This is a genomic window from Solwaraspora sp. WMMD791 (assembly GCF_029581195.1).
Lineage (GTDB): Bacteria > Actinomycetota > Actinomycetes > Mycobacteriales > Micromonosporaceae > Micromonospora_E.
The window spans coordinates 609,894-635,376 of the sequence record NZ_CP120737.1; the positions used below are offsets into that span (position 1 = coordinate 609,894).

Sequence of the window (25,483 nt, forward strand, 5' to 3'; positions counted from 1 at the left end):
CCACCCGTCGCCGGGCCGGGCAGGGGCGCAAGGCCCGTGCCCGGCCCGGCGACCGGTCACAGCGTGCGCAGCCGGACGTTGCGGAACTGCATCACGTCGCTGCCGCCATGGTTCTGCAGTCCGATGAAGCCGCTGACGAATTGCCGCAGATCGGTCGGCGGGTCACCGGCGCGGGACGACTGCTTGCCGGGGACGTTGTCGAACTCGCTGATCGTCACGCCGTTGCGGATGATCGTGTAGCGCTGGCCGACCACTCTGATCTCGTAGTCGTTCCATTCGTCCTTCGGCGTCGGCCGGGCCTGTTCCAGGTTGGTGGGTTGGAAGTTGTAGACCGACCCGGTCTTCTGCGGTTCGCCGGTGGCACCGTCGTAGAGCTGGATCTCGTGACCGCAGTAGATCGCCACCCAGGCCTGCGAGCTGCGGGCCGAGCCGACGGTGCCGCAGCTGCCCGCCGGTCGGTCGTCCACCGGCACCGTCGGGTCGGGGAACCGGACGAACACCCCGCTGTTGGCCCGCACGTCCCCGGGCGAGACGTCCTTGAACTGCAGCCGCAGCGAGTAGTCGGCGAACTCCTCGGCACCGTACCAGAGCATCCCGAGCCCGCCCGAGGTGCTGATCCCACCGTCGGGCAGCAGCCGGAACGTGCCCCCAGGTGCCTGCCGCCAGGCGGCCAACGAATGACCGGTCCCGTCGAACAGCGGACGGTATCCGGTCGTGCGCCCGATCGGGGACGCGTCTCCAGCTGCCCGCAGGGTCGCCACCTCGGCGGTGTCGAGCACCTCGTCGTCGTGCAGCTGCGCGAGCACCTCGTCGAGGTGGCTGGTGAACGAGCCCTGGTTCGGCCACTGCCGTTCGTCGTCGATGAGGTCGTTGACGGTGCAGCCGGCCGCCGCGTCACGGTTCGGTACGCCGGTGTCGGTGTCGAGCAACCAGACCGTCTCCCGGGCGTCCGGGGCGTCGCAGCCGGTGTCGACCACGATGGTGTGCGTGGCCGCCTCACCGTCGGCGTAGGTGACCTTCACCGTCGCCTCGAACCGTCCGTGGGTGCGGTAGGTGTGCGTCGGGTGCGGCTGGTTCGACACCCGGTTGCCCTCGCCGAAGGTCCACTCCCAGGCGACGCCACCCACCCGGTGGCTGGAGAAGGCCACCGTCCGTGGGTCGCTCGGGTCCGGCACCCGCGCCGAGGCGAGCTGCGGGCCGGGCGTCGGCGCGCCACCGTCGTAGACGATCCGGATCAGCTTCTGGTTGCCGTGCAGGGTGAAGAACCCGCCGCCGTAGTCCAGCAGGTACAGCGCCCCGTCCGGGCCGAACTTGGCGTCCATCCAGGACTGCAGCTGGTTACCGCCGCTGCCGCCCGGAATGATCGCCCGCAGATCCTCACCGAAGGCGGGCGCCCCCTGCTCGGGCACCACTGCCGGGTCGACGGTGACCGCTACCCGGTTGGTGGAGTTCGACTGATCACCGATGAACCACTTGCCGTCCCAGTGCGCCGGCCAGGCCACTCCGCTGTCGGTGTCCACCTGTGACCGGTGGTACGTCGGTCCGTTCATCACGGCCTGGCCACCACCACGCAGGTACGGCCGGGTGAAGGTCTCCTCGCCGGGCACGTACGTCGGCAGCCCGCTGCCGTCGGTACGGGTCGGGAAGACCGGCCCGCCGCCCTGCGGGGAGTACCAGATCATGCTGTCGCGGACCGGCGGCAGCTCCACCAGCCCGGTGTTGCGTGGCGAGGTGTTGCGCGGGTTGGCGCAGTCGTACCAGCCGGTCAGCACCGTCGCGTCGGTGTTGCTGCGGTCCCGGTACGGCTGGCGGTTCCCCATGCAGTACGGCCAGCCCTGGTTACCGGCCGACGTGATGATCGTGGCGTGCTCGTACTTCGCCGGCCCCAGCTCAGGGTCCGGGTTGGTGGCGTCCGGGCCGACCCAGGCGGCGGTCAGCCAGTCGTTGACCGGGTCCCAGGCGATCCGCGACGGGTTGCGGACCCCCATCACGTAGATCTCCGGTCGGGTCTTGCCGCCCCCGGCCTCCTCACCGGTGAACAGGTTGCCCTCCGGGATGCTGTACGTACCGTCCGGTCGCGGTGTGATCCGCAGGATCTTGCCGTCGAGGCTGTTGGTGTTGCCGGCGGTACGGCGGGCATCCTGGAACGAGATCCCGGCGTACTCCTGGGTCCAGTTGTTGCCGGAGTAGCCGCTGGAGCCGCCGGAGGAGTTGGCGTCGCCGGTGCTGACGTACAGGTTGCCCGCCTCGTCGAAGGTCATTCCGCCGCCGGCGTGGCAGCAGCTGTGGATCTGGGTCTCCCAACTCAGCAGGTCCACCCGGGTGGCCTGGTCGATGCTGGACTCGTCGTGGTCGTAGGTGAACCGGGAGACGGTCCGCCGGCCGACGCGCTTGTCGCGGTCGATCGAGGCGTGCGGCATCCAGTACACGTAGAACCAGCCGTTGTCGGTGAACGCCGGGTCCAGGGTGATCCCGAGCAGGCCTTCCTCACTTTTGACCAGCTCGCTGCCGCTGCCCCGGTTGCCCATCACCTCCAGCGTGGTGAGCAGCGTGACCTGCTTGGTCCGGGGATCCCACTGATGGATGGTGCCGCAGCCCTTGCCGACGTTCGGGTTCGACCAGTCCGGGACGGCGCCGGTGGCGCAGGCGGCACGCCCGAGGTAGAACACGGTGCCGTCCGGGGCGATCGTCAACCCGTGCGGCTCGCCGATCTGGTCCATCTGCCCCTGCTGGTTGGTGCCGGTGAGCCGCTCCACCCGGTAGTTGGCGGCGATCGTCGCCTGGCAGTCACCGCGTACCGTCCCGGCGGTCCACCGGATCGCGCCGAGGATGTGGTCCCGGAACTGCTCGTCCTGCGCCCAGCTGGCCTCGGTGCGGCCCATGCCGGTGTAGAAGGACCGACCACCGTCGTAGTCGTGGCACCAGGCGACCGGGTGGAAGGGCCCGTTGCCGCTGAGCCCCGCGTCGTAGCTGGCCTCGTCGACCTGGGCGACGGTGTGCACCCGGCCGACCGGGCTCGGGTCCCAGTTGATCCACTGGTCGGACCGGGTCCAGTTCAGCGGCAGGTCCGTGGTCGCCGGGTGGTGGCGGTCGGTGACGTCGACCTTCGCCTGCTGCACCTGGGTCTCCGGTGCGGGGCCGGCGTCGGCACCGATCAGCCACAGCTCGGCGAGCTGGGTGAGCGGTTCACCGCTGTTCGCGGTGATGTTCAGCCGGTAGTGCTGGTAGGGCACGGTGTTGTCGACCGTGAACTGTCGGGTCAGGAAGCGTTGCGGGAAGCTCTGTCCGGTCCGCCGGTCCAGGTCGGTCCAGTTCTCGCCGTCGGTGGAGCCCTGCAGCGTCCAGTCCCGGGGGTCGCGGCCGGCGAAGTCGTTGGCCGAGGTCAGGGCGTACCGGGTGACCACGGTCGGGGCTGCCAGCCGCCCGGCGAGCCAGCCGGTGGGGGTACGGGTCAGCCACTTGGTGCCGGTCGCGCCGTCGAAAGCGTGCGCGGCGGTCTCGTTGGGCGGGTTGTTGCCGCTGGCGCTCGCCTCGACGACATCCTCCGACGGGGGCAGGGTCGGTGCCGGACGGGTGCCGATCAGCCCGGTGAACCACTCCGAACTCGGCTGGGCGTACGCGGCGTCGTGCACGCCGAGGAACCCGCCGCCACCCTTGACGTACGCCTGCAGTGCCGCCTCCTGTGCGGCGTCGAGGGTGATCCCGTGGGCGGACAGGAAGACGACGCTGCGGTAGCGGGCCAGGTTGTCGGCGTTGAACACCGCCGGGTCGTCGGCGGAGTGCACGTAGAAGCCGTGTTCGGTGCCGAGCCGGCGGATGACGTTGGTGGCGCGGCGCACCGGATCGTCCTGCTCGGCCTCGGGGCCGTGGAAGACCAGGACGTTGACCACCCGGTTACCCCAGGTCGGGGGCGCGGTGTACGCCTGGGCGGGGGAGACCGGGGCGGTCAGTAGCCCGGCCAGCAGGGTCACGGTCGCCGCCAGCGCGGTGCCGCGCCGGCGGGCGGCACCCGATCGGGCGGGTCGGTGACGGAGTCGGGGGAAGGTGAAATGGCGTCGGTGTGCCATTCCTGCTCCTTATGGCGGCCCGGCGGGGTGCGCCGGGGTGGGGGAGGGATCAGCGGTGTGCGGCGTGCGCCGCCGCGGCGTCGGCCGGTACGTCGGCGGCGTCGGCCGGTACGTCGGCGGCGTCGGCCGGCACCTGCGCGGCGTCGTCGGCCGCTGCGGGGGAGAGGAGCTGGCGGTGGTGGTGGCCGCCGGGTGGCATCTGCCCGTTCTCGTCGAGCACGTGCAGCGTGGTCGCCATGCCCAGATCGGAGTGGAACTGCATGTGGCAGTGCAGCATCCAGTGACCTGGTCCGACGGAGTCGCCGGCGACGATCGTGACGCCGAACGAGTCGCCCGGCCCGAGGGTCTTGTTGTCGATCACCGGGATCGAGTCGACGATGGCCTTGTTGTCGCCGGCCACCACTCCGGTGCGGGTGTCGGCCCACGAATGGCCGTGGACGTGCCAGGTGTGCATGTCGTCGCCGAGGCCGATGACGATGAACTCGACCCGTTCGCCGACCTGGGCGACGAAGCAGGCCGGGCCGGGCACCGGGTCGACCAGGTCGCAGTCGTCGGCCGCCGCGCCGCGCCGCAGGTTGATCGACTGCCGGTCACCGAAGGCGGTGACGTAGGTGCGGTCCGGTCGGGGGTCGCCCTGGCGGCGGACCACCAGTCCGCCGAAGAGACCCGAGTTGAGGCCCTGGGTGCCGTGCGGTCCGCCGACGACGTGGTCGTGGTACCACCAGTAGCCGGCGGTACCCGGGGATCCGGTGCGTGAGCTGCGCGGCTTCGCGTACCAGGTGTAGGTCCGTGACTCGCCCGGTGCCACGTACGACCCGCTGTGCACGGTGCCGTCGGAGTCCTGGGTGTACTTCACGCCGTGCACGTGCAGCGACACGCCCAGCGGATGCGCCGGGTTGGTGCGCAACTGCGCCAGCGTCTCGGCGGTCACCTGGTTGTGCAGCGTGATCGCGAGACATTCGCCTTCGATCATCTCCATCGTCGGCCCCGGGTAGGAGGCCGTCTGCGGGGTCAGGCCGTAACCCAGTCGGATCTGGTTGGTGACCGGGTCGCGGGGCAGCTCCACCGCGTACAGCTGCAGTTCGCGGTCGGGCGCGACGCAGCCGTCGGGTGCCGCGCCGCCCGCCGGCGCGGTCACATCCTGGGCGAGGGCTTCGGTGCGTACGGCGTACGCGGCACCGGCGCTGGCGAAGGTGGCCGCCAGTACCGCCAGGACCAGCAGTGCCCGGCCGGTGCCGGCGCGCAGTCGGGCGGTGGGTGTAGCCGGTTCGCCGACCGGGCCGGTGAGGGTGTCTGTCGTGTGGTTCAACGTCTGTTCCTGTTCGCAGAGCCGGTGGGGGTCAGGGCAGGCGGGCACGTCCCGCCGGTCGCTGGTCACGGGACCAGCGGGGCGACGCGGACGTTGCGGAAGCTGACGATGTCGTCGACGCCGTGCACCTGCAGGCCGAGGTAGCCTTCGGCCCGGTGGCGGCCCGCACCACCCGGGTCGCCGTCCCGGGGCGGATCGAAGACGAGGTCGGGCGTGTTGACGAAGTCGTTGATCAGCTCGCCGTTGCGGAAGATCGAGTAGTGCTGCCCGACGACCCGGATCTCGTAGTCGTTCCAGGTGCCCTTCGCGGTGACGCCGGCGGTGCCGAGGTCGACGCCGTCGAAGCCGTACACCGAACCGGTCTTGTAGCGGTCACCGGCCGGGTCGTCGAGAATCTGCACCTCGTGGCCGTACTCGATCGCCACCCACTCCGGCCGGGGCTGGGTCGGGTGCTGGTGCACGGCGGGGAAGCGGACGAAGACGCCGCTGTTGGCCCGGGCGTCGCCCGGAGCGTCGTCGCGCCACTGCAGTTTCAGCGAGAAGTCACCGTAGGCGCGGATCGGGAACCAGAGCAGCCCGAGCCCGTCGACGGGCCTGCTGGTGATCGACCCGTCGGCGTTGCGGGTGAAGCCGCCCGCCCCGACCTGTTCCCACTGGGCGAAGGAGGCCCCGGACCGACCGAGGATCGACTGGTAGCCGGTCTGCGCGTCGGACTTGCCGACGGCCGACGCCGTGGCCGCCTCGATCAGCGTGGCCCGTTCGGCCGGGCTCACGACGCCGCGTGCCAGCAGATCCTTCGCCACCGCGCGGACGTGCCGCATGAACTCGTTGTGATTGAACCAGTTGCGTTCGCTGGCGATCAGGTTGTTGATCGTGCAGCCGGTGACGACCTGCCGGTTCGGCACCCGGCTGTTCACCGTGCCCAGCCACACCGTCGCCCGGGTGTCGAGCACCGGGCACTGCGGATCGCCGCCGCCGGTGACGATGGTGAAGGCGACCGACGCGGGGTCGGAGACGTTGCCGGCGACGTCGGTGGCCCGGTAGCTCACCAGGTGATCGCCGGGGCGGTTGAGGGTCACCGGCGCCGTGTAGGTGGTGTACGGACCCTCGTCGAGGGCGTACTCCACACTGGCCACCCCGGAGTCGTCGTCGACGGCGGCCAGGGCGACTGTCGCCGTACCGAGGTAGGCGCCGTTGCCGTCGCGGGCGCCGGACACGGTGGCGGTCACTGACGGTGCGGTGGTGTCCGGGTCCGGGGGTGCGACCACCGTGAAGGTCACCGACGCGGGGTCGGAGACGTTGCCGGCGACGTCGGTGGCCCGGTAGCGAATCGTGTGCGGGCCGGGTTCGTTCACGGTGACCGGTGCGTCGTACGGCTCGAATCCACCGTCGTCGAGGGCGTACTCGATGGTGTCGACGCCGGAGCCGCTGTCGGTCGCGGTCAGGCTGACGGTGGCGGCACCGAGGTAGGCGCCGTCGTCGTCGCGTGGCCCGGACAACGCCGCGGTCACCGTCGGCGCGGTGGTGTCCTCGGTGGTGCCGTCGCTGACGACCAGGATGCCGTTCATCAGGCCGTGTCCCGGGATGGCGCAGAAGTAGCGGTAGGTGCCGGCGGTCAGCACCACGTCGACGCTCCACCGACCACCGTTGGTGTCGAACGGGTCGGCCAGGATGTTGACGGCGACGTCCTGGTTGTACGTCGGATCCCCGGTCTCGAACGTGAGGGTGTGCTGCATGCCGCTGGTGTTGCCGGTCGCGGCGCTGTTTTCGAAGATCAGCGTCGCCGGGCCGGGGACCGCGGTCGCCGGGGCCTCGGTGTAGGCGGTGACGTCGTTGCCGGCGGTCCAGGTGAGCACCTGGGTGTCGCGGGCCGGGGCGGGTCCACCGTCGGTGGGCCGGGCGCTGACCGGCAGCGCGGCCAGCGTCGAGGTGAGCACCATGCCGACCAGGGCGATCAGCGCGGTGCTCACCCGCCTGCCGCTGATGGGTGGTCGGATGTGACGATCGGGTTCGCCGTACCTGGCGTGGGCAGCTGACATGGCCGGCACACCTTTCACAAGTGTCCGTCGTGGTGTGTGGGATGGGTTCCGCCCGTGGGGTGCCGAAGGCGGATCAGGGCATGCGGTGGCCGCCCGCCGTCGACGACGGATGGCCGTGCTGCTTCCAGCCGCTGGCGGCGGGTGGTCGCGGGAGATCACGGAGCCGTCGACGTGGTCGGGGCAGGATTCGGTGGCGCGGGATGGACGGTGGCGGGACCTGGCTTGCCGTGGTGAAGGGGCGGGTGGGCGACGTGAGGGTGCTGGCGCGCGCCGCCGCGCCGATCAGATGTGCCATGTCCCGGGGGTGCCACGGCCCCGGCGGGGCGGTCTCGACAGGAGACCGACCCTTCCAGAGTGTCCGGTCGAGTGGGCCTCGCCGTTGGTTTCCCCGCCGTCGCACGCTGGTGAGGTCAGACACTAGCCGACTTGATGTCGATGTGTCTATGTCTTTCGGTCGACCGCACTAGACTTTCATTCAAATTGACAGAAGCTGTTGCTGGGGGCTCGATACTTCTGTCGGTGGGGCCGGCGACCCGGGGCGCCGCGCCACCCTGCATCATGGACCCGATCGGCCGACATGGGCGGTGGATCAGCTGATGATCAGGCTCTCGAGGTAGCCGGCCAGGTTCCGGCGGATCTCCGCCACCGAGTCGCCACCGAACTTCTCGGTGGCCGCCTCGGCCAGGACGAGCGCCACCATGGCCTCGCCGACCACCCCGCCGGCCGGCACCGCGCACACATCGGAACGCTGATTGATCGCGGTGGCCGGCGCGCCGCTGACGACGTCGACGGTCCGTAGCGCCCGGTTCAGCGACGAGATCGGCTTGAGCGCGGCCCGCACCCGCAACGGCGCACCGATGGTGATCCCGCCCTCCAACCCACCGGCGCGACCGGTCGCACGCCGTACGCCGTCCGGTGTCGCGAATATCTCGTCGTGCGCCACCGACCCCCGCGACCGGGACTGGCGGAAGCCGTCGCCGATCTCCACACCCTTGACCGAGGGGATCGACATCAGCGCGGCGGCCAGCCGTGCGTCGAGTCGACGGTCCCACTGGACGTGCGAACCCAGACCCGGTGGCACACCGTAGGCGAGCACCTCCACGACGCCACCCAGGGTGTCCGCGTCCTTCCTGGCGGCGTCGACCTCGTCGACCATCCGGGCGCTGACCTGCGGGTCGACGCATCGCATCGGGTCGGCGTCGATTCTGTCACCGTCCACCGGACGGGGTACCGGTGCCTCGTCGTCGACCCGCACGTCGCCGATCGCGACGACATGCGACACGATCCGAACTCCGAACGCCTGTTGCAGCAGCGCCCGGGCGACAGCTCCTGCGGCGACCCGGGCTGCGGTCTCCCGGGCGCTTGCCCGCTCCAGCACCGGACGCGCGTCGCCGTGTCCGTACTTCTGCATCCCCGCCAGATCCGCGTGGCCTGGTCGCGGCCGGGTCAGGGGGGCACTGCGGGCCTGCGCCGCCAGTTCCTCGGCGGGGACCGGGTCGGCCGCCATCACGGTGCGCCACTTCGGCCACTCCGAGTTGCCCACCCGGATCGCCACCGGAGAACCCAATGTCACCCCGTGCCGGACGCCACCGAGGATCTCGACCTCGTCCCGCTCGAACGTCATTCGGGCACCCCGGCCGTGGCCCAGTCGGCGGCGGGCGAGGTCGCGGGCAACGTCCTGGCCGGTCACCGTAACGCCGGCGGGCACGCCGTCGATCACCGACACCAGGGCCGGGCCGTGTGACTCGCCGGCGGTGAGCCAGCGCATCTCAGAAGTCCACGATCGCGCGCTCGGCGAGGCGGGGGCCGAGCCAGCCGACCACCTCCAGGTGGCGGGGGTGTGCCTGGTAGGCGGCCAGACCGGCGGCGTCGTCGTGGGTGCTGATCAGAGCCAGATCCCAGGAGTACGGGCCATGGCCGACATCGGCTCCCACGACGAGCGACCGGCACTGCGGTACGTCGGCGGCGAGCCCGGCCAGCAGTTGCCGGGCCCGGGGCGCGTCCGCCGCGTCGGTGAGTCGCATCAGGACCACATGGGTCAGCATGTCAGCCAGCCTCCAGAACGGCGCCGTCGGTGGCACTCGGCGGGTTGTGACGGGAATAGCCGTGCAGTCGCCAACGCAGCGGGTGCGCCCGGTCGATCTGGACGACCTGGTCGATCTCGAATTCGACCAGTCGCAACGCACCCGGCACGGCCGCGGCGCGACCCGGCTCCCAGTCGATCGTGCCGCGCCCGGTGAGCTGCAGGGTGTCGCCGGTCTCCCAGTCGATGAACAACAGCCCGCACCGGGAATCGAGGACCATGTTGCCCAGCGTCATGTAGAACGAATTGCCGAAGTAGTCCGGCCAGGCGAGGCGCCGGGCGTCACGCACCTGGACGAAGCCGGGCATCCCACCGCGATGGGAGGCGTCGCCACCGTGTCCCGGGCCGTGACTGGCGATGAAGAACGTGTCGGCGGCCCGGATCAGCCGCTGCTGGGCGTCACTGAGCGCGGTGCCGCGCCGTACGGTGGCCTCGGCCTCGGTCGGGCACGGCTGCACCTCGACGATCTCTCGGGTCTGGATGTACTTGGGGCAGTTGCCGAGAACCTGATCGGTGACCACGCTCAGACCGCCGTCGCGGCGGGTCGCTCGCCCGTTGATCCGGATCCGGCGGCGGGTCTGCGGTTCGATCGCCAGGATGCCGACCTCGCGCGTCGAGCCGAATGCGTCGCGGAGCGGGTCGCCGTGTGCCGGTAGCGCGTCGATCTCGACCGTGCGGTCGCTGGTCGGCCTCGCGAAGCCCGATGGGCCGGCGAGCACCGTCGCCCACAGCGCGTCGTCGTCGTCGCGGGCACCGACCACCAGCATCCGCTGGGCCAGGATGAAGCCATGGAAACCGATGGGTATCTCCGCGCTGAACATCGGTGAGCCCCAGCCGGGGTGTCCCTCCCCGGCCCGCCGCTGCACCGCCTGCTCGCCGTCGTGACGGATCATCACCGTGCCTCCTGTCGTACGGGGAACGCCGCGGGCGGGCCACGAACGGGGGCCCTCGTGGCCGCCCACGGCTGCTGGGTTCAGGACCTGGCACCCAGGAGGGCGACGACGTCCACCACCCGGTTGGAGAAGCCCCATTCGTTGTCGTACCAGCCGACCACCTTCACCTGGTTACCGATGACCTTGGTGAGGCCCGCGTCGAAGATGCACGACGCCGGATCGGTGACGATGTCGGCGGAGACGATCGGGTCCTGCGTGTAGCTCAGTACGCCGGCCAGCGGGCCGTTGGCCGCCGCCGCGAACAGCGCGTTGACCTCGTCCACTGTCGTCTCGCGGCTGACGGTGACGCTGAGGTCCGTGCAGGAGCCGGTGGGCACCGGTACCCGCAGCGCGTACCCGTCGAGGCGACCCTGCAGCTCGGGCAGGACCAGACCGATCGCCTTGGCGGCACCCGTCGTGGTCGGCACGATGTTCTGCGCGGCCCCGCGGGCCCGGCGCAGGTCGCGGTGCGGCCCGTCCTGCAGGTTCTGGTCCTGAGTGTAGGCGTGCACCGTGGTCATCAGCCCTCGCTCGATGCCCAGGCCGTCGTGCAGCACCTGGGCCAGCGGAGCCAGGCAGTTGGTCGTGCACGAGGCATTCGACACCACGTCGTGACGGGTAGCGTCGTAGCGGTCGTGGTTGATGCCGTAGGCGATGGTGATGTCCTCGTGCTTCGCCGGCGCCGAGATGAGTACCTTGCGGGCGCCGGCGGTCAGGTGGGCGCGGGCCTTCGTGGCGTCGGTGAACGCACCGGTCGACTCGACCACGACGTCGACACCCAGGTCGGCCCAGGGCAGCTTGGCGGGATCGCGCTCGGCGAAGACCCGGGTGGTGGTGCCGGCGACGGTGAGCTCGTCGGCGGTCACCTTCACCTCGTGACCGAGCCGCCCGAGGATGCTGTCGTAGCGCAGCAGGTGACCGAGGGTGGCCGCGTCGGCCAGATCGTTGACGGCGACGATCCGCAGATCGGCCCTGCGGGCCAGCGCGGCGCGGAAGAAGCTGCGACCGATGCGGCCGAATCCGTTGATGGCGACCGTGGTGGTCATGGCGATGTCTCCTTGTCTCGTTCCGTCGTGCCGACCGGCGCGGGATCCGGCCGGTCGGCACGGCACACGCCCGGGGCGGTCACGTCGCCGCCGGAGCCTTCAGCCCGTCGCGGTCATCGGCGGCGCCCGTCGGGTCGGACCCGCTCTGGCGACGGGTGAGCATGAGATAGACGACCAGCGACAGGCAGCCCAGCGACGCCATCACGAGGCCCATCGGAACCGCGGTCCCGGTGCCGCCCGCTCCGGCCAGGGGTGCGAGCGCACCACCGACCAGAAACTGCGAGAAGCCGAGCAGCGCCGCGGCGGAACCGGCGTGTTCGCCGTGCTCCTGCAGGGCGAGCGCGGCGGCGTTGGGCATTACCAGACCCACGCTCGCGACCGCCACGAACAGCGCGATGAGCAGGGGGGTCAGCCCCGCGTCGCTGACGGCGGCCACCAACACGCCGAGGCCACCGAGCGCGCTGCCGGAGAGTCCGGTGGCGAGCAACGCGCGAGCGCCGGTGCGTTGCACCAGGCGGCCGCTGAGCTGTGCCGCGACGACCAGGCCCAGCGCGTTGACCGCGAACACCGCGCTGTACGCCTGTGGGGAAAGCCCGTGGATGTCCTGCAGCACGTAGGGCGACCCGGAGATGTACGCGAACATGGCCGCGAAGGCGAAGCCGTTGGCCAGCACGTACCCGGTGAAGACCCGGTCAGCCAGCAACTGTCGGAACACCGGCCCCATCGCCCGCAGCCCGCCGCGGTGGCGCCGCTGCGCCGGTAGGGTCTCCGGCAGGCCCAGCAGGCTGGCGAGCAGCATGACGCCGCTGAGTGCCGCCAGCGCCACGAAGATGCCTTCCCAGGTGGTCACCCGCAGCAGTTGTCCGCCGGCGATCGGGGAGAAGACCGGGGCCAGCCCGGTGACGAGCATCAGCAGGGCGAAGAAGCGGGCCGCGGCCGCGCCGGAGGTCCGGTCCCGGACGACCGCGTAGGCGATCACGATGCCGAAGGCACCACCGATCCCCTGGACCAGTCGCAGCGCGACCAGGACCCAGACGTCGGTCGCCAGTGCGCAGAGCAGCCCGGCGACGGTGTAGAGGGTCAGCCCGACGATCAGCGGGCGACGTCGGCCGAGCGCATCGCTGAGCGGGCCGGCCAGCAGCTGTCCGATCGCCAGGCCGACCAGGCACGACGTGATGGTGAGCTGGGCGCCGGACGCACTCGCGCCGAGGTCCTTCGTCAGCTCCGGCAGGCCCGGCACGTAGGCGTCGGTCGAGAGCGGACCGAGCGCGACCAGGGCGCCGAGGATGACGATGAGCCGAGCGTTGCCGGCCCCGTCGGACGATGTGGGACGCATGTCGTTTGTGCCTTTCGTTGCCCGGTCGGGGTCAGTAGGCGACGGTTATCCGGCGGCGGACGGCCGTGGAACGCTCCAGTTCGTCGACGAAGGCCACCGCGTAGTCGGCGTACGAGATGTCGCTCTTGCCGTTGTCATCGGTGAGCAACTGGTCGCCGCCGACCCGGAAGGCGCCGGTGCGGGGGCCTTCGCCGATGTGCGCGGCCGGCGAGATGTACGTCCAGTCCAGGTCCGTCACGTCGCGGTAGAGACCGAGTGCCTCGCTCTGGGCCTCGGCGTTCGCGCGCCACATGGCCGGGAAGTTCGGGTCGTCGAGGACCCGCTTGCCGGGGGCGACCTCGAGGCTGCCGGCACCGCCGATGGTGACCAGCCGCCGGACGCCCGCCTTGCGCAGTCCTTCGATCAACGATCGGGCGGTGCCCACGATGATCTCCCGGTCGTCCTCCCGACCGACCGCCGGGCCGACCGCGCAGGCGACGGCGTCGTGCCCGTCGGCCAGGGACGCAACAGTCGTCGGGTCGGTGGCGTCGCCGGCGGTGCTGGTGAACTGATCGTGGTCGACGCCGTCGACCGTGCCGCGGCGGGTGACCCCGGTGACGGTGTGTCCCCGCGTGAGCAGCTCCTGTGCGATGGCGCGGCCGATGTTGCCGCTCGCGCCGAACAGCAGAACCTTCACGTCGTACTCCTTAGCTCAGGTGGGTGCCGCGCACCCGGCAGCACCACGGACCGTCGTCGGGTCGTGGCGGATCGCGGTCATGCTAACAAACGTACTAGTTGGTTGGAAGGACTGGGGGAAGAGTTAGGATTCGTTCATGGCACGAGACCCAGAGGCGACGCAGGCATCGATCCTGGCTGCGGCCCGTGTGGAGTTCGCCGCGTACGGGCTTGCGGGTGCCCGGGTGGACCGCATCGCCGCACGTTCGGGCTACAACAAGGAGCGCATCTACGCCCGGTTCGGCGACAAGGAGGGTCTGTACCAGCGCGTGCTCGCCGAGATGCTGGAGGAGATGCGGCTGGCCACGGTGGTCGAGGTGGGCGAGGACGTCGGTGACTACGTGCGGAAGTCGTTCGACTTCCACCAGTCCCGCCCCGAGCTGCTGCGGATGCTGCTGTGGGAGGCCCTCGAGTGCGGCGGGGACTTCGTTCCGGACGAGGCGGAGCGGCGCCGCTGCTACGCGCGCAGTGGTGCGGCACTCGCCGAGCACATCGGACGTCCGGCCGGGCCTGAGGCCGCGCGGCTGCTGTTCACCTTGATCGGGATCTCGGCCTGGCCGCATGCGTTCGCCACGCTGGGCCGGCTGGTCACTGGGGACGACACCGCTACCGAAGGCGGTCAGCAGGCGTTGCGGGAATTTCTGACCGAATTTTCCCGACGTGGCACCGAAAGTCTCAATGAATTTATAGGTGCCAATAGGGAGTAATATTTTCTCCTAGCTGGTGATTCTTCCATTTGATGGCTCTATTCCTGTCGGTTTTGATACCGACCATCCATCTCGACTAATCGGGCCTGAGTCGCTTATGCTCCGCTGCGGCAGACGACGACGTCTCTGGCCGTAGGCGGCAGGTCTGGTTGCGGGGGAGCGGGATGAGTGCTGAGGAAGAGTGCGATTCACTGCATCCACGTAGTTTCGCCGAGTGGCGTGAAATGGTGCAGTTCAGCTGTGGCAGACTCCAGGTGACCGGCAAGAACGAGGGCGATTTCCACGGCGAGATGGTACTGGCGCAGTTGGGCCACGTGCGGAGTTCACTGATCGCGGCCGACCCACATACTGTGGCGCGTACCCGGTGGTCGAGGCGGAACGAGGAAGAGGAATTCGTCTACCTCTGCGGGGTGCTGGCCGGTCAGGCCGAAGTGGTCCAGGACGACCGGTCCGGCATAGCCCGAGCCGGCAACATGGTCGCCTTCGACAACGCTCGACCGTTCACCCTGTCGATGGCCACCCGTTTCCGGATGATGGTGCTGAAGATACCGCACCGCGTCATTGGAGTGGCGCCGCCGGCCACCGCGCAGCTGACCGCTCGCTGCTGGTCCGGGGCGCAGGGGGTGGCGGCGTTGCTTTCGCCGTTGCTGCTCGGTCTGGCCGGTCACATGCACGAATTCGACGCAGCCACCGCTCAGCAGGTGGGGTGCAGCATCACCAGCCTGATCACCACCCTGTTCGGCGAACACCTACGGCGCAATCCGGATGATCCGCAGGCGGGCCGGCAGGCATTGCTGCTGCGAGTGCAGGCGTATGTGCGGGATAACTTGGGCGATTCGCAACTCACGCCACGCGCGCTGGCAAAACGCCACCACGTATCCGTGCGCCACCTGCAGAAACTCTTTCAGGAACAGGGGCTGAGCCCGGCGAGCTTCATCCGTGACCAGCGACTCGACCGGTGTGCCGCGGACCTGCGCGATCCACGACTGGCGCACGTGCCGGTGGCGTTGATCGGGGAACGGTGGGGCCTTTCCGCCGCCTCGCACTTCAGTCGCCTGTTCCGGGAGCGCTTCGGCGTCTCGCCCCAGGAGTACCGCAAGCTCGAACGGCTCCCCGCGCATCTGAGTCCAGCGGCGGTCGATGGCGCGGAGACCGCCACGTCGGACGCGCTAATCGCCTGAGCAGGCGGCGACCGGCGCGCGCCACGCATGGCATCCTCGACGGCCACGCATGGCGCAGCGGCGGCCACGGATGTCGGGTCGCGCGGGCCCGGGTGTGCGCGATCGCGCCAGTACCGGTTCGCTTTGGTGAAACCGGCGACCCGATGTGCTCAGTACCGTCGGATTCGGCCGTGACGCAGATGGCGATCTTCGATGTGTGGCCAGCACGGGCAACTCGAAGCACGTCGCGAGCGCTGTCGGCACCGGTCGTCCCACCCATCGATCCGGAGGTTCTCCTGCCATGGTTCAGATCCCCACCCTCGCGCCCGGCACGAACGGTGCCGCCACGACGGCCGAGGCGCCGAACGACCTGCTCACCGGTGACGGCTATCTGGACAGCCTGCGCGACGGTCGTCAGATCTTCATCGACGGCGAGCTCGTCAAGGACGTCACCGTCCATCCGGCCTTCCGACACGCGGCCCGGTCGACCGCGCAGCTCTACGACGCTCTGCACCACCCGGACACCCGGGACATCATGACCACCGTCGACCGGTACACCGGTGCCCGTACGCACCGGTTCTTCACGCCGGCGCATTCCGTCGACGACCTGCTGCGGGCGCGTGACGCGATCGAGTGCTGGGCCAGGCTCAGCTACGGGTTCATGAACCGCACCCCGGACTACAAGGCGTCGTTCATGGCCGGCCTGGCCGTCACCCACGACTTCTACAAGCCGTTCGAGGACAGCGCCCGCACGTGGTACGAGCGGTACGTGCGGCAAGGGCTGTCGATCAGCCACGTCATCGTCAATCCGCCGGTGGACCGCAACAAGCCGGCCCACGACATCCCGGACGTCTACCTGCGGGTCGTGGAGGAGCGCGACGGCGGGATCGTGGTGGAGGGCGCGAAGCTGATGGGGACCGCCTCGGCGCTCACCCATGCCGCGTTCGTCGGCCAGATCCACCTGGCGAACCTCGAAGCGGGCAAGGCCGACGACATGGCGCTGGCGTTCATGGCCCCCCTGGACACCCCTGGCCTGAAGGTCATCTGTCGGACGTCGTACGAGCAGAAGGCGACGAGCCCGTACGACAACCCGCTGTCCAGCAGGTTCGACGAGAACGACTCGGTCCTGATCTTCGACCGTGCCTTCATCCCGTGGGAGAACGTGCTGATCTACCGCGACACGGAGAAGATCCACCAGTACTTCCCCCGGTCCGGCCTGCTCAGCCGAGGCTTCTTCCAGGGCGCGATCCGGATGGCGGTCAAGCTCGAGTTCATGGCCGGGCTCCTGGACCGGGGCACCCAGCTGAACGGGACCGACAAGTTCCGTGGCGTGCAGGCCGGGCTCGGCGAGCTGCTCGCCTGGCGGCACATGACGTGGGCGGTGACGACGGCGATGGCGATGGACCCGGAGCCCGGACCCGGTGGGACCGTGCTCCCACGGATGGACTACTCCGCCGGCTACCGGGCGCTCGCCCCGATCAGCTGGGAACGGACGCACCGGTTCTTCGAGGAACACCTGGCCGCCGCGTTGCTCATGACGCCGTCGACCGCCACCGACATGACCAACCCGGCCCTGCGGCCGCTGATCGACCGGTACCTGCGCGGGTCGGCGGGTTCGGCCGAGGACCGGGTGAAGCTGTTCAAACTCGCCTGGGACGCGCTCGGCAGCGAGTTCGGCGGCCGGCACGAACTGTACGAACTGAACTACGCGGGCGGTCCCGACCAGGTCCGTCTCGACACGATGAACTGGTCCCGGGGCGCAGGGCTGCTCGACTCGTACGGCGCCTTCGTCCAGCAGTGCATGGACGACTACGACGTGGACGGTTGGCGGCGTGGCCGATGGAGCGCCGGTCGCTGACCCGGTCGAGATCCGTACGCGCGGCCGGTGCCGCTCGCCTGAAGGAGAGATCAGCATGCAGAGCGACCTGCGTACGACCATGCGGCACTTCGCCACCGGCGTCTGCATCGTGACGACCTACGCGGAGCAGCCGCACCAGCGACGGCACGACGCCGTGACCGTCAATTCCTTCACCTCGATGTCCCTCGACCCTCCGCTGGTGTCGGTGTGCCTCGGCGTCGGCTCCCGGTTCCTCGCCGACCTGCTGCGCAGCGGGGTGTGTGCGGTATCCATCCTGGCCGCCGGCGGGGAACATCTGGCCCGGTCGCTGGCTCGCGACCGGGACGCCCGGTACGCCGCGGTCCGGGCCCTGCCCGCGCGCCCCGGCGGTCTCACCGGTGCGCTGGTGTTGGACTCGGCCGGCTGGCTGGAGTGCAAGGTCCGAGACCACGTCGTCGTCGGTGACCACGTACTGGTGATCGGCGAGGTGCTCGCCGCCGGATCGGACGACGAACAGGAGCCATTGATCTTTCTTCGCGGAGGATTCCACACCCTGGAAGGAACACCACGATGATCCCGCTGCCACGGCGGCTGCTGGCCGCCACGTTGTCGGCGTCGTTGGTCGCGGTCGCGGCCGTCGCCACGTCGATCGCCACCGGCGGTGACGCGTCCGCCGCCCACACCACCACGATCTGCCTGGTCCCATCGGGCTACCGGGGGGTCGAGGTGACCGTCACGGTGCCGGCGGCGACGGCCGAACGGCTCCTGGCGCGGACACCGTCGTACGCCGGGGTGTGCGCTGTCTACGGCCGGCCACTTCCGCTCGGCGGCGCGACGGTACGCACGTACGCCCAGATCGAGGGCACCGTGCCGCGCGTCATCGGTATCACGTTCCCGAGTAGCGCGCTGTCGGGGTTGCCGACCGAGATGACCGACCGGCACCACTGCTTCGACGTCGACGGCGACGGTGCGATCCAGGAGATGACCGAATGCGCCGGCGGACATGAGCGGGAGTTGGAGTTGCCTGCGGCTCTTCGCCGGCTCCCAGGCGTACCGCTGACGTGGGCGCTGGTCAACTGGAACCCGCACGGTCATGGTGCCCCGGGGGTGTACGACGTGCCCCACTTCGATTTCCACTTCTACATTCAGCCGAAGGCTGAACGCGATGCCATCCGGCCCGGCCCCTGCGGCATCATCGTGCACTGCGACGACTTCGTCCGGGGTACGGTGCCAGTGCCACCGCAATATCTTCCCGCCGATTACACCGACCTGCAGATGGTGGAGGTCGCGATGGGGAACCACCTGTTGGACCAGACGTCGCCGGAGTGGAACGGCAGCCCTTTCACCAGGACCTTCATCTACGGCTCCTACGACGGCAGGATCAGTTTCCTGGAGCCGATGATCACCCATTCATGGTTGCAGGGTCTCGTCACCGGCCAGCATTCCAGTGCCTGTCTGCCGATCAAGCAGCCGGCGGCATGGCAGGTGGCGGGATGGTATCCGCAGCAGTACTGCATCCGGTACCGGGCCAACCGGGACGACCTCACCGTTTCGCTGGAGGACTTCCGGCGCTGAGAGGGACCACGGCGGGCAGGTGGGACGCCGCACCTGCCCGCCCCGTGGCCGCGGAGGACACGATGACATCAGCTGCCCCTGATCGCCCCGGCCTCGAAGCGCCGCCGCAGGTGAGCCCGGCGGAGCTTGCCGATCCCGGTCTTCGGCACCTCCTGCCGATCCACCGGGACGACATGCGCCACCTCGACCCCGAACCGGTCCCGGACCAGGGCGCGGACGTCCTGAGCGAGGACACCGAGATCCGCCGAGCCACGCGGGTGCAGGAAGACCGCGAGCTGCACCGGGTGCTCGGGCCGGGTCTGTACGGTGGACGCGACCGTGTACGAGGGCTCCACGCCGGACAGTTCCTCGACGGCCGCCTCGATCTCGTGGCCGTGCAGGTCGACGCCGTCGAGCACGATGACGTCGTCCACCCGGCCGGTCACCACGAGCACCCCGTCGTCGAGGTAGGCGAGGTCGCCGGTGCGGAACCAGCCGTCCGCGGTGAAGACGGCCTGCGTCTGGTCGGGCCGGCCGTAGTACCCGGCGAAGATGGTGGGACCAGCGGCCTGCAGGCGCCCGACCCGGCCCTGCGGCAGCAGCCGGTCGAACTCGTCGACGACGCGCAGCCGTACTCCCGGATGTGGCCGCCCCACCGGTACGTACCGGTCGGTGTCGCTGGCGTGCGCGGCGGAGAACACACAGTCCACGACACCGGCGGTCGTCTCGGACATCCCCCAGCCCGGGTACATCGCGGTGGCCGGCAGCCCGAAGCGTCCGAGCAGCTGCAGGAAGGTGCGGGCCACCCTCGGCTTCACCGGTTCGCCACCGTTCATGATGTAGCGCAGCGCGCGCAGGTCCCAGTCGCGACCGGTCATCTCCTCGGCCCGGTCGTTGACCAGGCCGAAGGCGAAGTTCGGCGCCCAGGTGACCTCGCTACGGTGTCGGGACATCATGGCCGGCCACCGCAGCGGATCGGCCAGGATCCAGGGCAACCGGGCGTGCACCTGGTGGCACCCGACGATCACGTCCCGGGCGTGGAACATGATCAGACCGCCGACGTGGTCCAGCGGCATCCAGTTGAAGGTCCGGGTGTCGGCGGTGAGGCCGTTGACCGCGGCGGTGGCGACGCTGCGACTGAGGATGTTGCCGTGCCGCAGCGTCACCGCCTTCGGCAGCCCGGTGCTTCCCGACGTGAGCAACAGTACGGCGACGTCCTCGGGGCGGGCGGCGTGCACCTCGGCGGCCGGCGGATGGTTGCTCGCCAACTCACCGATGCGGCCCACCCACCGTGAGGACCATGCCGGCGGCGCACCGTCGCTGGTCGGCGGGTGCCCGGTCAGCACCCACGGCCGGTCGAGCATCTGCCACACGTCGACCAGTGTCCGTTCGGCGTCGGAATGCTGCGCCGGTGACGTTTCGGCGGCCACCGGGACCGGTACGAATCCGCCCAGGACGCACGCCCAGAAGCCGGTGAGCAGGTCGAGTTCCTGGTGCGCCTGCAACAGCACGAGGTCTCCGCCGGTGACACCGCCCGACCGCAGCGCGGTGAGCAACTGCCGGGACCTGCGGAGGAGTTCGGCGTACGACACGCTCTCGTGGGAATCCTCGGCCGTGACGAAGTCGATTCCACCGGTTCCGGCGCTTGCCGCCGCGAGAAGGGCTGCGCCGATATTTTCGAATGGAACAACTGGTGCCGGCCCTCCGTCCACCAGTGATGCAGGCTGGTCTTCATGCATGATAATTCCCCAATCCTCCATGAAACGTAGTTCCTGCTGCGCGGATGCCCCTTGCTGGCCCGAATCGGTTGATTCTGCCATTGCGCCGACGTCCGCGTGCGCTTGCGTCAAAGGTTGGCAGAGTCTTCGACTCGAAGAAAGGGTAGTGTGACGATGGACACAGGGTGAATCAATTATTCTAGATAGTCCGATCTCGATCAATTTCTGATGCGATAAATTGACGGCGAACTTCGGAGTGACAACGCTGAGGTGGCGGAAATGACCATGGAAATCGGGGTGATCGGCGGTGGCCCGTCGGCTGTCTGCCTCATCACGGCCCTGTCCCAGACCGATCTGATCAATGGTGGCCTCACCGTCTACGAGCCGTCGCCGCACCTGTGGCGCGGTCGACCGTTCCAACCCGACCTGGAATCGGTCCGGGTCAACGCGCCGCCCGAGGAGATGTCGGTGGTCGCCGGCGACATCGGCCACTTCGGTCGGTGGCTGCGGGCACGTACCGACCGGGGCGACGCCGACCCGTACAGCGGGTCGCTGTTTCCGGCCCGGGCGCTGTACGGGGAGTACCTGGCCGACAGCGCGGACGCCGCGCTCACCGCACTGCGACACCGTGGTTGGCGGGTGGAAGTGGTCCGGTCGGCGGTCACTGCGATCGGTCGGACCCGCGAGCGGGTGGTGCTGCGCACCGCGTACGGTCGGCATCACGCCGTCGACTACGGCGTGCTGTGCGTCGGTGGTGGCCGGCCACAGGACGCCTACGGACTCAGCGGTGAAACCGGCTTCGTGCACGACCCCTACCCGCTGCACACGACGTTGCCGTCGATCGACCCCGACGCGCACGTCACCGTCGTCGGCTGCGGCCTGACCGCGGTGGACGTGGTCCTCGGCCTGGCCAGATCCCGCCACCGCGGCCCGATCAGCATGGTGTCCCGCAAGGGACTGCTCCCCGGGGTGCGGCAGCGGACGGTCGACTACCAGTTGCGGCACTTCACGCCCCAGCTGCTGCGGCGATGGGCCGCCGACCGGGTGCACGTCGAGTTGGCGGACCTGGTGCCACTGATGCGCCGGGAACTCGCGGAGGCCGGCCCGGGGGCCGAAGCGCAGGTCAGATCGGAGCTCGCCGCGACCCGTACCGAGGCGGCGCCCGTCCGGCTGCGCCGGCAACTGTCCGAGGTCGACTCGCCGGACATCGGCCTGCGGATTCTGCAACGTGCGGTGCCGGACACCGGACCGGACCTGTGGCCGCTGCTCACCGCGCAGGACCGGGCGTTCATCCTTCGCGAGCACTACCGCACGATGATGAGCCTGTGCTGCCCGATGCCGCCGGCGAGCGCGGCGGCCCTGATCCAGCTCCTGGACAGCGGTCAGCTCACCGTCAGCGCCGGACTTCGCGACATCCGGCCGAGAGCGGTCGGCGGCTTCGACGTGGCTGTCGAATCCGCCACGTTCGTCACCCGGCACGCGATCAGCGCGACGAGCGCCGCGGCGCACCGCATCCCGCCAAGTGCCGAGTCGCTCGTGCGCTCGATGGAGACCAACGGGATCGCGCTGCGGCACCCCCGTGGTGGGCTGCGCCTGCAGCGCGCCACGAGCCGGCTGGTCACCGGCCGTGGTGCCGACCCGCGGCTGTACGGCATCGGAGACATCGCCGCCGGCGAGCTGTTCTTCACCTTCGGGGTCCCGTCCCTGGTCGACCGGGCCGTCGACGTGGCCACCGCGATCGCCGACGCGGAGTTCGTCGGCCCGGACCACACCGCTCCGCTCCCCGCCGGGGTCGCCTGAGCCACTCACCGTCAGCGTTCCGCCGGCGTCGCCTCAGTGACCGTGTCTACCCGTCGGTTACCGCATTCACCGCAACGAGGAGGAATCGTGACCATCACCCAATCGACACCACCGCTGCGCACCACCGACCGGCCCAGCTACCTGGCCGACACCCACACGGGGTTGCCGATCCCCACCGAGCCCAGGTTCAGCTCGGCCGACGACGAACGCCGCCACCGCAAGCAGCGACTCGCCGCCGCGCTGCGCATCTTCGGCAAACTCGGCTACGGCGAAGGCATCTCCGGCCACATCTCGGTCCGCGACCCCGAGGACCCGGAGACGTTCTGGGTCAACCCGTTCGGCGTGTCGTTCAACCGGGTCACCGTCGGCGACCTGATCCTCGTGGACGGTACCGGCCGGGTGGTCGCCGGTCGGCACCGGGTGAACCCGAGCGCCTTCGCCATCCACTCCCAGATCCACCAGATCCGCCCGGACGCCACCGCCGCCGCACACGGGCACACCGTGCACTCGCGCGCGTTGGGCGCGCTCGGTCGGCTGCTCGAGCCGATCGACCAGGAGTCCGCCGCCTTCTACCACAACCAGGTGCTGTACGACCGCTACGACGGCCCGTCGGTCGCCATCGACCAGGGCCGCGCGATGGCCGAGGCGCTCGGTGACAAGCGGGCCATCCTGCTACGCCACCACGGACTCATCACCGTCGGCGGGTCGGTGGACGAGGCCGTGCACTGGTTCGTCACCTACGACGGATGCGCGCAGGTGCAACTGCTCGCCGCCGCCGCCGGCCAGCTGGGACGGCTCACCCCCGCGCAGGCCGAGGCTGCCCGGGACGGGTTCGGCGACCCGCAACTGGGCTGGTTCAGTTTCCAGGTGCTCTGGGACGACATCGTTCACGAACAGCCCGATCTCCTCGACGAATGACGACCGCAACGACGAACCTGGAGTTTCTCCGATGACCCAGTCCCAGTCTTTTCTCTCGACCGCCCCGGACCAGGCGCCACCACCACCCGGTCCACCCGGGCCGGCCGGCCCGGGCGACGACGGCGGCCTGGACGCGTGGCGGCACCTGCCCCGGGCTCAACGGCCGCCCTGGCCCGATCAGGCCGAGGTCGACGCCGTCGCGGACCTGCTCCGCGAGGTGCCGCCGATCGTCGCCCCGAACGAGGTCGACGATCTGCGCCGCCAACTCGCGGTGGTGGGCGAAGGCCGTGCCTTCCTGCTGCAGGGCGGCGACTGCGCCGAGACCTTCGTCGCCAACACCGAGGAACACCTGCAGGTCAACCTCCGCACGCTGTTGCAGATGGCGGTGGTGCTCACGTACGGCGCGAGCCTGCCGGTGGTGAAGGTGGCCCGCGTCGCCGGGCAGTACACCAAGCCCCGTACGCAGGACGTCGACGCCCACGGCCTGCCGGTCTACCGGGGCGACATGATCAACTCGCTGGAGGCCACCGCCGAGGCGCGGCGGCCGGATCCGCAGCGCCTCGTCCGGGCGTACGCCAACGCCTCCAGCGCGATGAACATGCTCCGGGCCTATCTCGGCGGCGGTTTCGGCGACCTGCACCGGGTGCACGACTGGAACCGGGACTTCGTCCGGAACTCCCCGGCCGGCCAGCGATACGAATCGCTGGCCCGGGAGATCGACCGGGCGATCGCGTTCATCTCCGCGTGCGGGCTGACCGAGGTGGACGCTCTGCGCACCACCTCGGTCAGCTGTTCGCACGAGGCACTGGCCCTGGAGTACGACCGGGCGTTGACCCGCTGGTCGAACGGCCGGGCATACTGCCTGTCCGGTCACTTCCTGTGGGTCGGTGAACGCACCCGGCAGTTGGACGGGGCGCACGTGGACTTCCTGTCCCGGGTCGCGAACCCGATCGGCGTCAAACTCGGCCCGGGTGCCACGCCCGAGATCGCCCTGGAGCTCTGCGAGAAGCTCAATCCGGAGAACATCCCGGGCCGGCTCACCCTGGTGAGCCGGATGGGCAGCCAACGGGTGCAGGACGTGCTGCCGCCCATCGTGGAGAAGGTGACGGGTGTCGGTGCCCGGGTGGTCTGGCAGTGCGATCCGATGCACGGCAACACCTACTCGACCAGCAACGGCTACAAGACCCGGCACTTCGACCGGATCGTCGACGAGGTACTCGGCTACTTCAAGGTCCATCGGGACCTGGGCACCCATCCGGGCGGAATTCACATCGAGTTGACCGGCGAGGACGTCACCGAGTGCGTCGGTGGCGCGCAGGCGATCGAGGACCTGCACCTGCCGGAACGCTACGAGACGGCCTGCGATCCGCGCCTGAACCCCCAGCAGTCCCTCGAGCTGGCGTTTCTCGTCGCCGAGGCCCTGCGGGGCTGATGACCACCGTGCCCGCCAGCCGCAGTGGACCGACCCGTAGACCATCAACAGAGGAGAGGAAGCTCGTGGACAGCTTCGAGTTCCCCGGCGCCTGCTACGAGGTGATCCGCCGGGACATGCGCGACGTCGCCGCAGAGGCCGATTTCGTGGCCTCGTACCTGCCGCCGGGAGGTCGGGTCCTGGACCTGCTCTGCGGCACGGGTACGACGTTGCGGGCGTTGGCCGCGCGCGGTCACCGCGGCACCGGCGTCGACCGTAGCGCCTCGTTCGTCGACTTCGCCAGCGGCAGCGCGACGCCGGGGGTCGAGTACGTGTGCCAGGACGTCGTGACCTTCCGCCGTGCGGCGACGTACGACGTCGTGACCTGCCTGTTCGGGTCCCTCAACCTGGTGCCGTACGCGGAGTTGCCGGCGTTGCTGACCCGCGTCGCGGACTGGCTGCGCCCGGGCGGACACCTCGTGCTCGACGCGGCGCACCTGCTCAGCTTCGTCGACGTGTACCAGCCGGTCGTGGTGGCCCACCATCGTGGCGACGACATGCTCGTCACCCGACTCGCCCGGCAGGCCCTGCGGCCGCACGACGGCAGTTGGGTCAACGACGAGACGCTGCTGGTCCGCAACCCGGATGGCACGGTGAGCATGTACGAGAACACCTTCGTCCAGTCGGTCCTGACCGCGCCGCAGATCCGGCAGTTGCTCGGGTCGGCCGGGTTCACCGTGGTGGACGAGTTCGGTGGATTCGGCAAGGAACCGCCACCACGGTTCGGGCGCGGCCCGCTGGTGACGGTCGCCCGGGTCGATTGAGCGGCGCCGGTCACCGGGCGGGACCCGT

19 protein-coding genes are annotated in these 25,483 nt (G+C 69.9%); 9 read left to right on the forward strand and 10 right to left on the reverse strand.

The features are described from left to right. Positions 1-56 precede the first annotated feature (56 nt). The 9 genes from O7623_RS02645 to O7623_RS02685 all read right to left on the reverse strand — a co-directional run bounded on the left by O7623_RS02645 (position 57) and on the right by O7623_RS02685 (position 13,488). On the reverse strand, positions 57-4,067 hold the full coding sequence (locus tag O7623_RS02645) for a ThuA domain-containing protein (RefSeq protein ID WP_282226975.1): 4,011 nt from the start codon (positions 4,065-4,067) through the stop codon (positions 57-59). Between the two features lie 49 nt (positions 4,068-4,116). After that, a complete protein-coding gene (locus O7623_RS02650; protein WP_282226976.1) occupies positions 4,117-5,376 on the reverse strand; it encodes a multicopper oxidase domain-containing protein in 1,260 nt (419 codons plus the stop codon). 65 nt (positions 5,377-5,441) lie between these two features. Continuing rightward, entirely contained in the window at positions 5,442-7,346 is a 1,905-nt protein-coding gene (locus O7623_RS02655; RefSeq protein WP_282226977.1) for a family 16 glycoside hydrolase, read from the reverse strand. Between the two features lie 658 nt (positions 7,347-8,004). Beyond that, positions 8,005-9,183 (reverse strand): chorismate synthase, encoded by a 1,179-nt coding sequence (aroC, locus tag O7623_RS02660; protein WP_282226978.1) that lies wholly within the window; start codon positions 9,181-9,183, stop codon positions 8,005-8,007. Between the two features lies 1 nt (position 9,184). Then, the gene (locus O7623_RS02665; protein ID WP_282226979.1) at positions 9,185-9,460 is read right to left on the reverse strand and encodes a Dabb family protein; all 276 of its coding nucleotides are present in this window, start codon (positions 9,458-9,460) and stop codon (positions 9,185-9,187) included. Between the two features lies 1 nt (position 9,461). Further along, on the reverse strand, positions 9,462-10,391 hold the full coding sequence (locus tag O7623_RS02670; RefSeq protein ID WP_282226980.1) for a pyridoxamine 5'-phosphate oxidase family protein: 930 nt from the start codon (positions 10,389-10,391) through the stop codon (positions 9,462-9,464). Between the two features lie 80 nt (positions 10,392-10,471). Beyond that, the gene (gap, locus tag O7623_RS02675) at positions 10,472-11,476 is read right to left on the reverse strand and encodes a type I glyceraldehyde-3-phosphate dehydrogenase (RefSeq protein WP_282226981.1); all 1,005 of its coding nucleotides are present in this window, start codon (positions 11,474-11,476) and stop codon (positions 10,472-10,474) included. Between the two features lie 79 nt (positions 11,477-11,555). Then, the gene (locus tag O7623_RS02680) at positions 11,556-12,812 is read right to left on the reverse strand and encodes a multidrug effflux MFS transporter (RefSeq protein WP_282226982.1); all 1,257 of its coding nucleotides are present in this window, start codon (positions 12,810-12,812) and stop codon (positions 11,556-11,558) included. A 31-nt stretch (positions 12,813-12,843) separates the two neighbouring features. Continuing rightward, complete coding sequence (locus tag O7623_RS02685) at positions 12,844-13,488, reverse strand: NAD(P)H-binding protein (protein WP_282226983.1); 645 nt, start codon at positions 13,486-13,488, stop codon at positions 12,844-12,846. Between the two features lie 136 nt (positions 13,489-13,624). Between O7623_RS02685 and O7623_RS02690 the strand changes: the two genes are divergently transcribed. The 5 genes from O7623_RS02690 (at position 13,625) to O7623_RS02710 (ending at position 18,805) form a co-directional block, all read left to right on the forward strand. After that, positions 13,625-14,233 carry a TetR family transcriptional regulator gene (locus tag O7623_RS02690; protein ID WP_282226984.1) on the forward strand — a complete coding sequence of 203 codons (609 nt, stop codon included), beginning with the start codon at positions 13,625-13,627 and terminating at the stop codon, positions 14,231-14,233. A 164-nt stretch (positions 14,234-14,397) separates the two neighbouring features. Further along, a complete protein-coding gene (locus O7623_RS02695; protein WP_282226985.1) occupies positions 14,398-15,414 on the forward strand; it encodes a helix-turn-helix domain-containing protein in 1,017 nt (338 codons plus the stop codon). Between the two features lie 280 nt (positions 15,415-15,694). Continuing rightward, positions 15,695-17,251 (forward strand): 4-hydroxyphenylacetate 3-hydroxylase N-terminal domain-containing protein, encoded by a 1,557-nt coding sequence (locus O7623_RS02700; RefSeq protein ID WP_282226986.1) that lies wholly within the window; start codon positions 15,695-15,697, stop codon positions 17,249-17,251. Between the two features lie 55 nt (positions 17,252-17,306). Next, positions 17,307-17,804, forward strand: coding sequence for a flavin reductase family protein (locus tag O7623_RS02705; protein ID WP_282226987.1), 498 nt, complete (start codon positions 17,307-17,309; stop codon positions 17,802-17,804). Further along, complete coding sequence (locus O7623_RS02710; RefSeq protein ID WP_282226988.1) at positions 17,801-18,805, forward strand: hypothetical protein; 1,005 nt, start codon at positions 17,801-17,803, stop codon at positions 18,803-18,805. Before O7623_RS02705 ends, O7623_RS02710 begins: the two co-directional genes overlap by 4 nt. 68 nt (positions 18,806-18,873) lie before the next feature. On the opposite strand, the gene O7623_RS02715 is transcribed toward O7623_RS02710, so the two are convergent. Continuing rightward, positions 18,874-20,604: an AMP-binding protein gene (locus O7623_RS02715; protein WP_348775121.1), complete on the reverse strand. Its 1,731-nt coding sequence runs from the start codon at positions 20,602-20,604 to the stop codon at positions 18,874-18,876. A gap of 177 nt (positions 20,605-20,781) precedes the next feature. On the opposite strand from O7623_RS02715, the gene O7623_RS02720 reads away from it, so the two are divergent. The 4 genes from O7623_RS02720 (at position 20,782) to O7623_RS02735 (ending at position 25,455) form a co-directional block, all read left to right on the forward strand. Further along, positions 20,782-22,302, forward strand: a complete 1,521-nt coding sequence (locus tag O7623_RS02720; RefSeq protein ID WP_282226990.1) for an FAD/NAD(P)-binding protein — start codon at positions 20,782-20,784, stop codon at positions 22,300-22,302. Positions 22,303-22,389: 87 nt separating this feature from the next. After that, the gene (locus O7623_RS02725) at positions 22,390-23,220 is read left to right on the forward strand and encodes a class II aldolase/adducin family protein (RefSeq protein WP_282226991.1); all 831 of its coding nucleotides are present in this window, start codon (positions 22,390-22,392) and stop codon (positions 23,218-23,220) included. A gap of 31 nt (positions 23,221-23,251) precedes the next feature. Continuing rightward, entirely contained in the window at positions 23,252-24,652 is a 1,401-nt protein-coding gene (locus O7623_RS02730; RefSeq protein WP_282226992.1) for a 3-deoxy-7-phosphoheptulonate synthase class II, read from the forward strand. Positions 24,653-24,717: 65 nt separating this feature from the next. Continuing rightward, a complete protein-coding gene (locus tag O7623_RS02735) occupies positions 24,718-25,455 on the forward strand; it encodes a class I SAM-dependent methyltransferase (RefSeq protein ID WP_282226993.1) in 738 nt (245 codons plus the stop codon). Positions 25,456-25,483 lie beyond the last annotated feature (28 nt).